Source organism: Synergistaceae bacterium, assembly GCA_031267575.1.
Lineage (GTDB): Bacteria > Synergistota > Synergistia > Synergistales > Aminobacteriaceae > JAIRYN01.
Genome location: JAIRYN010000049.1, coordinates 1 through 15,615 on the forward strand (window position 1 = coordinate 1; position 15,615 = coordinate 15,615).

A 15,615-nucleotide genomic window follows, 5' to 3' on the forward strand; every position below is an offset into this window, starting at 1 on the left:
TACACCGCAGGTAAAAAACTGTCGGGATATTCGTAACCTCTCTCACTCAATTCACGACAAATCCACTCCCTCGCGGCGTATTTGTCTGCCATTTGCGTATATCCGGGCTTACGGTTGTACAGCTTCAGCCATTGAATTTTCTCGTTGAAAGTTTTGGGATGTTTCAGGTCAAGTTTTTTCCCCATTTTTAATTTGTACATCAGCCGCAAATATAGATCATCTGGGAGCCACGAGAAATAGGTTAAAATTTTTGCAAAAACTTTTCTGGGGTTTTTAATGGCTTTAAGAAGCAACTTCCTCATTCTACTTTTGCCCCACTCCTTGTCGAAACGTAATGTTTGCTCAAACCTCTAACTGAGCTTGGCGCATGGGTTTTGGATATAATAACTATCAAAAGGCATGCCTTTTGATAGTCGCTTTTTAGTTTTTCGAGGATCAGCTTGCTGCGCTTCCATGCCTGGACGAATTTTCGGACACCCACTAGGTGAAAGTTTTAGATGGGTTCTGTGTGTTTTGGGACAAAGCTTATAGAAAAACTTAGGAATTAGTAGCTGTAGGTAAAAGGGAGGGCTTCGGCTCTCCCTAATTTTTTTGCAATGTCGAAATGATTCGTGAGTTTGATTCTCGTTCCAAATTTCTCGTTCCAAATTGCCGTGTGTTCCATCTACAACTCTTTTAAACTTGACATACTCCCACGACTAAAGTTATGGGATTCTAAGATCGACAAAGACAGCCTACTGAAACCGGTCTTACGTCTTCTCCTTTAAGAGTGGATGCCCCCACTCTGAGAATATTTACAGCCGCAGTAAACCCGCGGCAGCCGGGCGGTGAAAGCGACGGGGATCGCAGCCGGAGGAACGGAGAGCATCTGAGCAAGTTCCTCCACGGCGATGGTTTCACCACTTTGGCTTCCGATTAGAACAACTTCATCCCCCACCTCGACCTTCTCCAGGTGCGAAACCCCCACGATGCACTGATCCATACAAACAACGCCTCGGATAGGACAACGCTTGCCCCGTATCAAGACCTCTCCTTTGTTCGACAGGGCACGGCTGTACCCATCCGCGTAACCGATGGGAAGAACGGCGACCCTCTCCGTCTCAGGGGTGATATAGGTCAGACCGTAGCTGATACCCGTCCCAGACGGAAGTTCTCGGAGGGCCCCCACGGATGTTTTAAGTTCAAAGCACGGTTTGAAAGGAATGGAGCGGGGACAAAGGGATGACGGAAGGATGCCGTTCAGAATATGTCCGGGGCGCACCGCGTCACGGTACATATGCGAAAACCCGAACAACAGCGCGCCTGAGTTGCAGCAATGCGTCATGCGGACGTTGATCCCTGCGTTTCTTATCGAATCGGCGATAGCGGAAAAGGTCTCAAACTGGCTGTGGGTATGAGTGAGGTTTCCACTGTCCGCTGTGGAAAAATGAGTGAAGATTCCCTCGAAGTCGATTCCCGGCAGGGAGCTTATCCGTTTCGCCGCTTCGAGGGCGGCGTCGGGCAGAAACCCTAAACGTCCCATGCCGCTGTCCACTTTCATGTGAATATGGGCAGGCCGGTTTTGACGCCGAGCGGCTTTGGAACAGGCCTCCGCCATCGTGAAGTCGGTGACGGTCACACGGATACCCCGCTCAACGTAAACATCGGCCGCGTCATAAGGAGAGCTACCCAGGACCAATACAGGATCCTCGATTCCCGCTTCCTTCAGCTCTATTGCCTCATCTGGGGTGGCCACCGCGAAAAAATCCGCTCCAGCGGTTTTGAGGTTCCAAGCCACAGGGACGGCTCCCATACCGTAAGCGTTGGCTTTTATCACGGAGATGACCCTGGAGTTCGAGGGCTCCTTGATAAACTCACGGATCACGCGATAATTGTGCCTGTAGTTTTCCAGGGAAACTTCCATTCTTGTCGAACGGATACGCATGATGTCTTAGCTTAAAGAAGATGTGACATCCCGCGCTTCTGTGGCCATACCGCGGGTCTCCAGCTTCTCGGCAACGCGCGTTTCCTCCGATCCGCGGATCAGTATCCGGCTTGCGGCGGCGTCCTTGATTTTACGTAAGTCAGCAAGATTTTCTATCTTAGGCATCGCTATCCGATCCTTTCAGCATACTAATACCTATTCATAACCAGCAGGTACGTTTCGCATAGTATTCCTTAATTTGGAACGCGTATAACCATCTACCAGACTTCAGAATCGATCGTAAATTCTGTCTTTATCGGCCACCTCCTTATCGTCGAAACACAATCATTGAAACACAATCATGAAAACGCGATCATCAAAACGCGCAGCCTTGTTACCTACTCCGCTTGATACTCCGTATATAATTCACTATAACACATTGTAGCACATTTATAATAGTTTCTCAGGCATATGACATTCTATTATTTGATGGTCATATCTCGAAGTTCCAACAACAGCATATCCTTCCTAAAAGAGTTCCTCGTAAAACCTAAAAGTTTCTTCGACACAGCGGTCCCAGGAAAAAAGAGCGCAACGTTCTCGTCCCAACTGGATCACGTGTTTTCTAATCTCGCTATTATAGGCGACTCGGCAAAGTTGAGCTGCGAGTTCCTCGCTAGAAGTTGGAGAAAACAACAACGCGGCGTCACCGACCACCTCGGGGATAGAACTTGTGTCACTCGCAACGACTGGACATCCGCAACTCATAGCCTCCAGGAGGGGGAAGCCAAATCCTTCATAAAGAGAGGGAAAAGCCAAGGCTGTCGCGTTTTTATACAAGACCGCCAAAATATCGTCGCCTCCTTCATAACGCATAAATTTATCGGCAATCCCTAATTTATCGAATTGTTCCTTTTCTTTATTTGAAAAAACGGATCCGCCAAAGCAGACCACTCTAAAATCTTTTCTCAAATCAGGCGACAAAGCGAACGCGTTAAGCAAACGGTCGAAGTTTTTGTACGAGTGCCTTGGTCCAACGAATAAGAAATACGGCGTAGAAGGCAAAGACATGTCAGAATTCGACAGAGAAGACAAATCATTGTACCCGTGGTGAATAATCTTCACTTTACAACTGTCTCGAAAACCGTACAAATCTAAAAGGTCGTTTTTTGTCGATTCCGAGATGCAGATCAAAGCGTCAGCTCTTTCAAAAGCTTTTTTCTTCATTTCAAACGTTCTATCCTTGGGGAATAAAGAAGAATAGCGTTCGTGTGTAAAATCATGAACTGTCAAAGCGGCTTTCGCTCTGGGCAATCCGCGGAAATCATAATAAGTAGGGTGATAAAGGCAATTTCTTCCACCTTCACGCGCTTCACGCGCGTATTTCGCTTGAAAAAACTTCCAGAGTTCTTTGTTGATAAAGTTTCGTAGGCGCCCTGTATAACGAACGACGGGAACATTCAAGCCCCAATAGCCCCTATAACGACCTTTCACGCTGTCTAATCCGTAACGATTCAGAAACAAGCCCATGAAAAGGTGAACATTGACACCCTCTCGATCCAAAAGACGAACGATCAACTCGCGGAAATATCTCGATATTCCGCCATAGATCTGTTGGAAAATCATATGATCATAAAAGATATTCATGGCTGAAATTTTTATTTCACCGCTTGGAAGCTATAGAGTGTGCCGGGCGTTTTGAATATTTTATTCAATACTTGACTCAGCAAATAACTGACGCCCGGTATTTCCAAAATATAGCGCGCTCCAGTAGCGAGAGGGAAAAAAGCGAGAGGAAAAAAGTGGAATTTTTGACTTATTTTTCTTGCAAACATTTCTTTGACCTCGCGTTTTCTCAGTGGCGCGTAATTGAGAACCGTGTCCCAAAAAGCGTATGTTTTCAGTTTGGAAAAACCCACAGCCTGAATACAATTTTTATAAAACCGCAAGGGATAGGCGTTTTCTTGTCCTGTCAATCGATGCATGGGGTGATTCGATAAAAAAACCTCCAGATCTCCGTCTTTAAAAACGACATGCTCCCGCAAAGCTAAAAAAAGACCGCGCGGTTTCAGAACTCGATAAACCTCAGCGCACATTTTTTGTAAATTTTCGGCATGATGCAACACTTGTCTCGCGATTACGACGTCAACGCACTCGTCTTGCAGCGGGATTTTTTCACCACAGCCGTCTATGATTTCAAATCTTATACCCGTGCTGTCTTGTATTCTCTCCATAGCTTTACGTCCTGTAACAGCCCCGTCTCCTGGTTCAAGCGCCCAAACCTGATAACCACATTCAGCCAAAGCAAAGGATAAAACCCCATTGCCCGCGCCAAGATCCAAAACGAGGCGGTTCGTCTCCTTTTGAGATAAGATGCGCCGTATTTCGGCAAATTCTTCGCTTTGCTTGTAGCGTAGCGCTGCTTCGACTGGGTTGATGTCCAAATAGGAATCCAGCATCAATTGCCGGTATCGATCATCGTCCCACAGTGTTATCGTCGCTTCTTCGTAGGATAAAGGCAACGTATTGACCTCCTTATAGAGTACTAACCGTCTTCAAAGCTGAATCAAATCTTTCAGGTTCAATATAAACATTTTCTTCCTTTGGCGGAACTGACGTATTATAGGTCTCTCCAATCAAATAATGATAAATATGACCTGTTTGAGAAAGCAAAACTCTGTAACTGGAGTCATGATAGTACTGAGTATTGATTTCAAGCACAGGGGTTCCTGGATCACTGAATATGGAATTTGTCAAGCCGGCGCCATGGATACCGACCACAGTTTTAGCGTTGACAAAAACCTCGATCTGTTTTTCAACTGGTAAGTTTTCCAAATAAACTACGGTAAAATTATACTTATCAAGGAGAGAAAACAAATCCTTTTCATTCAATATTGCGCGATAGGGAGCATTCTGGCGACTGATATAAATATTTTTTTTCTTTTTTTGCCGTGTTGTATAAGGAACAATATTTTTATAAATATCCGTAATCCAGTGGGGCAACCATTGTCTTTGATAATGTCGATACCCTCTAAAGTCGACAAGTCTCCAATTATTTATAAAATCGAACACAATAATTTCTTCTGCTTGAATGAATTGATTTGCAGGGATAATTTGTTCTTCTTTTATTCCCAATAACTTCAACCATTGTTTTTGAAAACTCAGCGTATTGGAGAGAATATAAAAATCAGGGTAAAAATGAGATTTTATGAGCAGAGATAAACATCCTAAACAATCAATGAGCCAATGATAATAATTATTTTCCAACCCCATCAGTCCCAAATGAGCGACTTTTCCTTTTACGTAAGTAACATTTTTAAGAAAACGCCGCCATCGCACTGGAGGTATTTGGGGAGGTCTCGTATGATCCACAATCACTTGTCCGTCACTTGTGTACACTTCTTCTCCAGAGGTATAACACAATCCATTTTTTATGCTGCGGACGTAAAATGGGGGAATAGTGGTATCATATCCTTCAAAAAATCGATGTGATTTCCCTTCTATGTCCAGATAATCAGGTAACGAAAATTTCTCTTTCAGAAAAACCATTTCTTCCGTACATTCTATATATGCTATATCGTGAAAGTGGACTCCTCGATTTTTACGAAATTTGTCTTTGACAGCGCGCCATAAATATCTATATGAAGGCATAATTTAAAATTCTCCCGGGATGATATTTTAAATGTTTGAATGAACTTATGACTACATTTTCGTCTTTATTTGAAGGCAGAACTCTTTGACAACCAGCATCAATTCTTTGCAAAAATCGCAAGATTTGTTGAGGCGCAGATGCCACGCAATCCGATATAAAAGTAGTTTCAAACACTCTTTTGAGTAATAAAGCTCAATGGGTTTATTTCTGCAAACCTCCGCCAGCGCGTCGCCGAATTGGTCGCTCCACTCGGACTCCATAAAAACTTTCCAATACAAAAAATGCCCTGGAATTTTTGGAGGGATTTTCCAAGGTTGTTGACCACCTGCGAAGTGGAGAATAGAATTGCGTATGTCATGATAATTCAACATGCGATTAAAACGCGCTTCCAGAAAGTAAACCTCTCCCGCAAACAATACATTAAGAAAATCTTGATCCGCGAAGTCTGCGACGTGAGCGTAACGTTTGAAAAAGTCAAATCCATCCCGCACCAGGTCATATTTCCTTCGAATACGTTGCAGATTCATTAAAAGCACGCCGGCATTAAAATAATTCTCTGGAATATATCGCATCGCCCAGGTCCGGATTTTCTCATGACTGCGACGATCCGACGTGGCAAATAACTGATCTTTAGCAGCCGCAAGCGAAAAATTGTCTATTGGCGTAGCCCAAAGGTCGGATAAATCAAGGTTGACGACAATATCACAATCAAGGTAAATCGCTTTGGGAAGGTTAAAAAGTTCTGGAATTAGAAGGCGATACAGCGTTCCTCTTGAAAGAATGCGCGTTATCTTATCCGGGTTTCCCGATATGCGGAAAACCCGCTCCGAAACATCGATAAAACTTACGCTCTGTTGCCAGCGCTCCGCTGTGTGCTCAAAGCGATGTCTGTTATCGTCGGTCAAGGTGGCATCGTGCAAAATTGTGACGTGAACTTTGTTTTGTGTATTAGAAAACAACGACGTCATCACGACGCCCGCGTAGCGGGAATAAGTCCCTAAGGGGTCGTAAACGGCCAAGACGACTTGAATAACATTTCTTTCTTCTCTTCCTTCAGGCATGGCAAAAACTCCTTACAGTCGTTTATTCATTTTCCTGTCAATGTTTTTCTGACTCTCTTGAGAAACGCCACCCATGAGGAAGGTAAGCACATGACGCACATCGCGCGCAACTCTCTCTTTATCGTCAGGGCTCTCTGTCCGAACGTCACAATAGGCTGATTCAGAGCGACGGAGCGGCTATACAGATTCTGGTTCTGTTTGACGCTCTTCAAGTACAGCTCATGAAGCTCACCGGGATATTTATCCCTGAAAATGTCCTCTGTAGCCCGTAAAATTCTTTCCGGCTCTTCCATTCCCCAGGGAAAAAATAAGCTTCGCACCACGTCGTTGATGTATTGGCGCGTGTCTGCGTTGATCTGAAAGGCGGCGATGTTCGGATGGAGATACCCCTCTCCGAAGTCGTTTAAAGTGATTTTGTCCGCGACGACGCTGTCGAGCAAAAGTTTTGTGGCGTAGGACGTTGAATACTCCTGGACGGAAAATAAATTCACGTCGTGCAAAACGACGACGGCATCTTCTGTGAGATAGGGAAACACGGAAAGAAAGCTCAGCGTCTCCGCAGGGTGTACGTGAGCGGTATCCAACAACAAAAAATCGACGCCGCCTTTTATAGAGTCTTCGATGACCTCCGATACGTCGACCCCCAGATGAAGATTCCATCTGGATTCATTGGGGAAAAGCTCTCGCGCTCTCCACCCGGACATTTGGGACGGATTTCTATAATATTCCCTCGACCAATCCACTGAATGAACGACTATTTCGATGTTGTCTTTAACAGCATTTAACAAGACACAAGTACTGGCACCTGCCGCGACCCCTATCTCCAATATTTTCTTGGGTTTGAGATATCGTACCAGACCGTTGAGAAAACAACTTTCTTCGTAGGTCATTTCCGACATCTTTTGAACTTTGTCATAGATGTCGTCTACAATGTTTTGTTCGCGTTTTTCAAAAACGATACCCGAGTTCTTCAAGCGCATATGAGAACCTCCGAAGATTCATAAGATATCAACGCTGTGTAATCTTGTGTTTTAAATATCTGCCACACTGTAAAACAACTCTTACGGCACTGGCGGTTTTCTGAATAATTCTCAATAACGCGCGAAACGAAAAAGAAGTCCTATTGTAGCTTCCTGCCCACCATTGAGTTTGAAGGCTTTGAATGCGATACCCCCAAGAATAAGGTAAAAATTCACCGATAATATTTTGAAATTCAATAGGAGATGAAAGAATCATTTTACCTGCATCCAACGGGTCGCTGGAAATGGGAAAATCTCCCCAAACACGCGCTTCATTGGCGCTCGGTTCCAGCCAAAATTTTTTTAACAATCTATATAGCATTTCTTTCTCAAAGCGCCAATCTTCGATAGCCACACATCCTTTTTGCATATATTCGCAATATTCGTCTAAAGTCTTTCTATAAATACTCAATCCCCATTTCTGCAGGGGATTGTTGATTGCTTCTTTTAATACAGGAATAAACGTACCTTTTTCGCCTTTTTCGTACCCTAAAACCACGCCATGAGAACCAGAACACATCGTTTCCATAAAAGCCGCCAATCCCTCAAAACAACTCAATGCTCCCGGATCACCATGGCTGCTGAATACATGATATCCACCATACGCGGAAGTATCGGGCATAGAAGTCAACGCGTAATAAAAACCCTCTGGGCGGATGCCGTCGATTTGTAAAACAAATTTCGCTAATTTTTGCTGCATACGACCGCGCCATCCCAAATCAACGTAACCCCACAGTTCTCTTTCTGCCAAGCCTTCCTGTTTTAAATAAGAAAGGACGTTAGCCCGATGGGAAGATGCCTTAGCAAAAATAAGATTTTCAATTTGAGGATCTTGTAAAAGTGCCTTTAAACGGTCTAAGTTCGCGTTCTTATATATTTTTTCGTTCCACAGAGATTTTAAAAAAGAATATCTTGCAAAGACCTGTTCTGTTTCTGGCAAGGAAATATTCAATCGAGCAAAAACTGTCGAAAATGTAACTTCCTGAAAACCTTCAGTCAACCACGTCGATAAGGCGTCTTCAATATCCTGACACGTTTCTATGGAGGCCGGATACCATGCGTGACGACTTCCATAGAGATAGCGTAGTTCAATAGCGCTGAACGCGCGAGACATTCCGACGATTTTACGCGCAATCTCCAAAAGAACTTCCCCATCACGGGAGACAAAATAAAGGCGTTTTAGTTTTAACTTCACCGATTGAGTTAAAATCCAATGCACATAAGCAATCAAAATTGGCGCCGCAACTCCGGCGGCAACGCTTGTTATGGTTGAGTCGCGTACATTTGAGTTTGGATGTGAGATGCGAACCGCACGAGAGATCCCGGCGAGGAAGGACGAAAAACCACAAGTCGCGAGGGCATATTCTTCCATGATAAGCTCATAACGGTTCAATTTGGCCGGTTCGAGCCTCATGGATTTGCAGCCTGCCCCCTTTGCGCCTAGAAAATCAGCGTTTTCATTGTCTCCTCGATGTAGAATATACTGGCAGGCCACACCCGAAATGTCCGACAAACGTCGAAATAACGTCGTGGAAGTCTTATCTTGTCCCTCTTCATTGGAAACCAACAAGATATCTCCCTCTCGATACACTCCGGTATCGACAAGAATTTGTCGGATATCTTCAGCGGGTAAATACATATCGGAAAGGAAAGCTATTCTCCTTCCTCGCGCTCTTTCGGCGTCTATCATCATGGTTGTGATGGGTATCCCGACAGAAAATCTTTTTTCGAGTTCGCGTTCTTTTTGCCGCGCATAGAACAAACTGTTGGATGGCAGGTGTAACATATCTTCCAATTCGCGATAGACGTCGTTCAGGTTCCCCTTGGCGCCGTGGGAAATATACGCTTTTTGCTCCGCCCGCGCCCGGCATTCCATGAATTGTATTTCTTCTAAAGAGGAAAATTCCGCCTTCTTTTTTACCTCTCCGGCCAATAGGAGAAACAAAGAGGTCGGTTTCCCCACAAGCCTTGTAATCGTCGTGTCATAGACATCAAAAGAAGCTACGCGACAAATCATTCAGATGATGCTCCTTTTTGTGCCACCGCTAATATATTTGGAGTAAAAACAAACGCGTATTGTTCCATTTGTTGCGGAGAATATCCAAATTCCCACATGAAATTTCTTTTCCACCAGCTACGAAAAAGACGAGATTTTCTATGGTGAAGGTAATGCCTTAGATTTTTTCGAGAATCAGAGCTCCAATAGGTCAACCCCCAATAAACTAAACCTCGCCAAGATGGTTCAGGAAGATCTTTGCCAATGTTTTGGATAGCAAAAGAATTAAACCCCGCGTTTACACAAACAAATTGAAGAGAGTGAGACGTAAAACTAGAATGATGCGTGTAATCATTATAGCGAAAATAAAGACCAAAAGGTGAACACGCATTCGGAACCTGTAGTATGAGTTTCCCATCAGGGCGCAACGCCGAATAAATCGCTCTCAAAAAACCTATTTGTTTTTCTACGGGAATATGTTCCAAAACATCCAGCAACAAAACGACATCGTAGGTCTGGGGGAAACCTCCAAGGTAGCCCTCAGTGTTGTCGGTAAGAGTCACCTGCAACCCTTTGCTCAAAGAACTTTCGTACTGTGCCGCGTCTCTTTCGATGCCATGTAAGTTTGCAAATCCCATATGTTTTAAAGCAAGCAGAGCGAAACCTGTTCCACACCCCACATCAAGTATGGGCGTGGATGGAGGAGTATCCTTCAATAACGGAGACAGGAAACTTTTGCAATACGAAATCATTTGTGTTTGATGTTCCGCGGTATCATCGTGCCAAAATCGATAATAGACGCTGTAATCATAATCGTTCATTGAGTTAGCTCCGCCTTTTTTATTGAAGGGGCAGAGTATACGATTCCTCCCCAATTGGCATTCCAATTCAATACTTCATGAGAATACAAAACCTCAAAAGGAGACACTTCAAAAACGACGTCATAATCTCTATGAGCCGTTTCCTGGTTGCCTGTACCTACCGCAAATCCGCAATGGTACGATCCTGGAGCCAAACGATGATCCCTAACTTCTACGATATACTCCGCCGTTTCGTTTTGCTTCATATTCAGCGTAGAATCCGTGAAAAAACTTCCAATAGGGTACGCATAATCACTAAAAATCGTCGCGCTCACTCTGGAAGCGGTGATGTCGCGTTTTGCTTTCAATGTCATTCGAAAGCGTAAGGGCGTGTTGGTAGTAATCCCTTTTTCAGGTAGATCAACATAAACCCTACTGATCACCACTTCTTGCGAATAATAGAATTTTCGGGGCAATGTTTCGAGGTCTTCCATATTTTGAAGCGGTTTTGCCTGAAGCACATAAAAATCAACGGCTTTTTTCGTTTCGTCCGCAAAAATCAGCTTCCCTTTTTCCAAGACGAACACCCGCTCGGTAAGCTGCCCAATCGCCCCCATATTATGACTCACAAACAAAATCGTTCGGCCTTCCTTGTGGCTGACCTCGTCCATTTTGCCCATGCACTTTTTCTGGAACTCGGCGTCACCCACAGCCAGGACCTCGTCGATCAGGAGAATCTCCGTGTCCAGGTGAGCGGCCACGGCGAAAGCGAGGCGGACGTACATGCCGCTTGAGTAATGCTTGACCGGGGTGTCCAAAAACCGTTCCACTCCGGCGAAGTCCACGATGGCGTCAAAGTTTTTCTTGATTTCAGCCTTGCTCATGCCTAGAATCGCGCCGTTCAGATAGATGTTTTCCCGGCCCGTCAGTTCGGGGTGGAAGCCTGTCCCCACTTCCAGAAGGCTCGCTATCCGTCCCTTGATGGAGACGCGGCCCATTGTCGGTTCCGTGATGCGAGAGAGGACCTTGAGCAACGTGGACTTGCCCGCGCCGTTGCGACCGATAATACCCACCCGCTCGCCCTGCTTCACGTCGAAAGCTATGTCCGAGAGCGCCCAAAACTCCTCGGTGCTCGGCGCTCGCGTCGTGTTGTTCGTCGTGTTGTTCGAGAAAAGAGGATGCGTCAACCGGTAACCCAGGCGTTTCGCGCGGTCCATCAGCACATCGCGGAACGTGATGTAGTTTTGAGGTCGCTTATGGGCTAACGTGTACTTCTTGCCCAGATTTTCGATTTTGATGACCGTATCCGACATTTGATCTTTTAAATTTTCCTCACTATGGTTCCATCACTGGGGCATTCCAGCCTATTTTCGGTGGTTTTCATCGATCCTTCCTCATGCAGGAGAGTTCAAAGAAAGTCAGATAAAGTCCGCGAAGAAGCGCTCGGTACGGCGGAAGAACTTCACGCCGCTCCAGAAAAGGAGGACAGATGCCGCGATGGAGAGGATGAAGCCCGGAAGGTAGAAGAACCCTGTGCCCTGGACGCACCACCGGAAGCCGTCGATCACTCCAACCATAGGGTTCAAACTGTAGAGCGCGCGCCACCTCTCAGGAACGATGGAGCTAGAGAAGCCCACAGGCGAGACGTAAAGCCCGAACTGCACCAAAAAGGGGACAATATAGCGGAAATCCCGATATTTCACGTTTAGCGCCGACAGCCAAAATCCCACGCCCAAAGCCGTCAGTGTCGCCAGAAGGAAAAAGAACGGGAGGAACACGATGCCGGGTGATGGGGTAAAGCCGTACCACAACATCAAAATCCCCAAAAGCGTTAGAGAGATCAAAAAATCCACCGCGCTGACAATCACGGAACTGGTGGGCACGATCAAACGGGGAAAATAAACCTTGCTGATCAAGCGAGACTCCGCCACTAGAGAGTTTGAACTTTCCTGCATGGCGTTGGCGAAATACTGCCACGGAAGCATCGCGGAAAACACCAGAATCGGATACGGAACACCCTCGTTGGGGAGTTTCGCCAAGCGGCCGAAAACGACGCTGAATACCACCATGGTTAAGAACGGCCGAATGACGCTCCAGGCAATACCTATCGTCGTTTGTTTGTAACGCACCAAAATGTCACGCCACGCCAGAAAGTAAAAGAGTTCTCGGTAACGGATCAGCTCTTTGAGGAAAGCCGATGTCGTTCGGTTGGGTTCTATGATGAAATCGAAATTTTCCAGATTTTTCATTTCCAGATTTTTCATTTTCATTTCCATGTTAGCCGACATTCTTGACACGCTCCAACGAAAAACTGTTCTTGTCTCCCCACAGAAACAAAGACTCCTCCGGCTTCAAATTCCCCAGTAACTTTGCATACTCGTCCGGCGACAATACGAGAACACGGACCTTGCGGGCGATCAAACCCTCCACTTTTTCGACCAGATCATTCAAATATGGTTTATCCACATCTCCCACCAGCGTCAAATCGATAATCCCGCTGTCGATGCCACTGGCGTAATCTCCCGTGATCAACGCCAGCTTGATGCTGCCCAAACGCTCAATAACTCCGTCCACCAACTGGTCGATGCCCATGACTTTCTGCACAATACGTTGTAACTCTGGAAAGAGAGGGTGGCCGCGGTTGGCGCTATAGCTTTTTCTCCTCCCGCCCCCATCTGTTGAGGTATTCCGCAGAAACCCCGCCGCGCACAAACGATTCAGTTCCACCCGCACAGCATTAGTAGATTCCCCGAATTCGTCAGCAAGCCCTCGAAGGTAAGCCGTTACGTCAGGGTTCAAAAAAAACTTCATAAGCAGTTTGACACGCGTCTTTGAAGAAATCAACGACTCTATCATTTGAGTAATTTTATTACTCATTCTTATTTTGTCAAGATAAAAATTGGGTAGTATAGCCTAACATCTGGCAGTCTGTTGCATTTTCCAGATTACCCACCTTCCCTTTATTTTGACGCCTTATTTTAACGTCTGCTACTGTTTGGCCCTTCCCATCCACTCCATATTCAGTGTAGATAACTTTTACCTGTTAGTTATCCTGTTAGTTATCGCCCATGCTGGGCGCGCAAACAAAAAAACCGCTCTCCCCAAAGAAAGAGGTGAGCGGCCTTCGTGTTTAGAACAGGAGAATTTTTACAGAGTCCAATATTTGCGCAAAACCATTCCCATCAGCAACAGACCAATGGCCCCGAAACCCGTGTCGCAACCGCCGCCAGAGGACGACTTGGGAAGATCCTCGCTCGGCGAGGTCTTTTTAACCGCCATCGTGAGAGGGTCGATGACTGTTCTGTCGTCTCCCGTCCAGTCGTAGTCACCGTTGTCCTTGATCGCTACGTTGAAATAGTACGATCTATCGTTGGCAATCTTTGTCGATGGGGGTATTGCGTCGCCGGAGCTTTCCGTCCAGATATACTGTCCATTCGTAATCTCCGCGAGAGAAGGCGCGGAGCCAAGTAAAGCAGTCACGTCGTTACTCTTCAATTTCAGTATAACCAAGTCCTCGATAGGAGACCCCACGAAATCGAGAAGCTGCGCCTTGAAGGTCACGATAGCCGTGTTGCCGCTCTTGGAGACCGCGGTCTTGAATACCGGCAGAGGCACTACGTCCTTCTTGTCGTCGATTTGTTCTTTGTCAGCCGCAGTTAGGCCGCTCAGAACGGCAGTTTCGTTCGCCACAACCACGCCATCCTGAACAATCACGTTCTTATTCATCGCGTCGGGCAGGTCGGACACGCTCGTCAGCGTCTTCGAATCCTTTCCAACTTCGACGTCGTCGTTTGTCAGTGTGACGGTTGGAGTTTCGTCGATGGTGATGATGGAGTCTACCACGTCATCGTTACTGGCAGTTCTGGGGGAAAAGCGCCAAAAATAAAACGAGTCTTCCGCAGCCTCATCCTCGTGCAATGTAAAAGCAAAGATAACCATGCTAACAGCGTCGATAGATATAGGCGAATCAAAAACAATCGTCCCCCCTTCTGGGATTGAGTCAGCGTCGAACTCAGGCCTAGGAAATGGCTGGGTGAGAACAGGAAACTGCAAGTCTGTTTTGTAATGGATCTCTAAATATATTAAACTTCCCTTTAATGGAGCAGTGGCGACGACCTTATCATCGGACGTAACGAACTTCCACTTGATCCCTGTAACCTCACCATCTGAAGTCACATATTCGATATAAGGCGCGAAGTCACTCAGGAACTCATCAGTCGAATGGAATTTGGGAATCACGGATGTGTGTTTTGTCTCCCCATAAACCGGGTGCGTCCACTCGATCGTTTTTCCGTCTAAATTATTTTCCACGCCCTCTCCACCAAAGAACACATTTTGCTTCTCTTGCTGAGGGTAAAATCGAACACAATCCGATATTATTTCAGAAGCCGATAATATTCCATAAGCCAAGTCAAAGGACGTATCGTTGTTCTTGTACACTTTACCGATTTCTTCCAAAGCCCCGTTTAAGACCGTGTAATCGCCGCTTATAATTGTAAAAATTCCTGTTTCTTCGCCCTTGACATCTTCGGAGCTGATGTCGAAGTCCGTAATTCTCACCCTGATTCTCTCAAATTTCGCGTCGTCGTAAACAGTTTTCCATTGCCCATCGACGTTCTCAATATCCGCGCGCGAAAAATGGTCCACTCTCAGCTCAGGTCCAGCCGCCCACGCCGCGCCCGTCAAAGCCAAAATCCCCACCAAAACACAAATAGACAATTTCGTTATCGAATGTCTCACCTTTAAAACGCCCCCCTAATTTTCAAAACATGAATACCTTCCCGCCATTTGGAAAACTGAATGTCTCCTCTGGTTTCGATCACTCCTTTCTTATAGTTCTTTTTTACAAATTTAATACTATTTTACATGATTGTCGTATTCAGGCAAGCCTCTACTCAATGAGCTTGAACGTTTACAAAACTTGTTTTGGAAGGCTATAATAATCTGCAAGGACGTTGACCTGGTTGACCTGGTTGACCTGATCGATATGCCGCCTCACTTGGATGACGTCAAAATCGAGGCACAGTTTCATGGGGGCCGATACCGATTTGAACGACAATATCCCGTCGTTATGGAAGTAACGGCAAACCGGTCTATCCGATCAAAATATGTCCGTACACGCTTCCTGATGACCGGCAGATCGTGCCCATTTACAAAAGAACTTTGCGCTGACTTCAATACTTC

At 45.7% G+C, this 15,615-nt stretch carries 14 protein-coding genes; all 14 read right to left on the reverse strand.

Going from position 1 to position 15,615, the window contains the following annotated elements:
• On the reverse strand, positions 1-185 hold a 185-nt coding region (locus LBJ36_07600), incomplete at its 3' end, for a hypothetical protein (protein ID MDR1378901.1).
• A 578-nt stretch (positions 186-763) separates the two neighbouring features.
• On the reverse strand, positions 764-1,924 hold the full coding sequence (gene alr / locus LBJ36_07605) for an alanine racemase (GenBank protein ID MDR1378902.1): 1,161 nt from the start codon (positions 1,922-1,924) through the stop codon (positions 764-766).
• 6 nt (positions 1,925-1,930) lie between these two features.
• A complete protein-coding gene (locus LBJ36_07610) occupies positions 1,931-2,089 on the reverse strand; it encodes a hypothetical protein (GenBank protein MDR1378903.1) in 159 nt (52 codons plus the stop codon).
• A gap of 342 nt (positions 2,090-2,431) precedes the next feature.
• On the reverse strand, positions 2,432-3,550 hold the full coding sequence (locus LBJ36_07615; GenBank protein MDR1378904.1) for a glycosyltransferase family 4 protein: 1,119 nt from the start codon (positions 3,548-3,550) through the stop codon (positions 2,432-2,434).
• Between the two features lie 11 nt (positions 3,551-3,561).
• On the reverse strand, positions 3,562-4,425 hold the full coding sequence (locus tag LBJ36_07620) for a class I SAM-dependent methyltransferase (GenBank protein MDR1378905.1): 864 nt from the start codon (positions 4,423-4,425) through the stop codon (positions 3,562-3,564).
• 13 nt (positions 4,426-4,438) lie between these two features.
• Positions 4,439-5,554 (reverse strand): glycosyltransferase family 61 protein, encoded by a 1,116-nt coding sequence (locus LBJ36_07625; GenBank protein ID MDR1378906.1) that lies wholly within the window; start codon positions 5,552-5,554, stop codon positions 4,439-4,441.
• 51 nt (positions 5,555-5,605) lie between these two features.
• Positions 5,606-6,574 carry a glycosyltransferase family 8 protein gene (locus LBJ36_07630; protein ID MDR1378907.1) on the reverse strand — a complete coding sequence of 323 codons (969 nt, stop codon included), beginning with the start codon at positions 6,572-6,574 and terminating at the stop codon, positions 5,606-5,608.
• Between the two features lie 68 nt (positions 6,575-6,642).
• A complete protein-coding gene (locus LBJ36_07635; protein ID MDR1378908.1) occupies positions 6,643-7,596 on the reverse strand; it encodes a class I SAM-dependent methyltransferase in 954 nt (317 codons plus the stop codon).
• Positions 7,597-7,624: 28 nt separating this feature from the next.
• Positions 7,625-9,652 carry a hypothetical protein gene (locus LBJ36_07640; GenBank protein ID MDR1378909.1) on the reverse strand — a complete coding sequence of 676 codons (2,028 nt, stop codon included), beginning with the start codon at positions 9,650-9,652 and terminating at the stop codon, positions 7,625-7,627.
• Entirely contained in the window at positions 9,649-10,452 is an 804-nt protein-coding gene (locus LBJ36_07645) for a class I SAM-dependent methyltransferase (protein MDR1378910.1), read from the reverse strand. Before LBJ36_07645 ends, LBJ36_07640 begins: the two co-directional genes overlap by 4 nt.
• The gene (locus tag LBJ36_07650; protein MDR1378911.1) at positions 10,449-11,744 is read right to left on the reverse strand and encodes an ABC transporter ATP-binding protein; all 1,296 of its coding nucleotides are present in this window, start codon (positions 11,742-11,744) and stop codon (positions 10,449-10,451) included. The genes LBJ36_07645 and LBJ36_07650 overlap by 4 nt, the downstream gene beginning before the upstream one ends.
• Positions 11,745-11,849: 105 nt before the next feature.
• The gene (locus LBJ36_07655) at positions 11,850-12,719 is read right to left on the reverse strand and encodes an ABC transporter permease (GenBank protein ID MDR1378912.1); all 870 of its coding nucleotides are present in this window, start codon (positions 12,717-12,719) and stop codon (positions 11,850-11,852) included.
• Positions 12,709-13,242: an ArsR family transcriptional regulator gene (locus LBJ36_07660; GenBank protein ID MDR1378913.1), complete on the reverse strand. Its 534-nt coding sequence runs from the start codon at positions 13,240-13,242 to the stop codon at positions 12,709-12,711. The genes LBJ36_07655 and LBJ36_07660 overlap by 11 nt, the downstream gene beginning before the upstream one ends.
• Before the next feature lie 336 nt (positions 13,243-13,578).
• Positions 13,579-15,171: a hypothetical protein gene (locus tag LBJ36_07665; protein ID MDR1378914.1), complete on the reverse strand. Its 1,593-nt coding sequence runs from the start codon at positions 15,169-15,171 to the stop codon at positions 13,579-13,581.
• Positions 15,172-15,615: the final 444 nt, after the last annotated feature.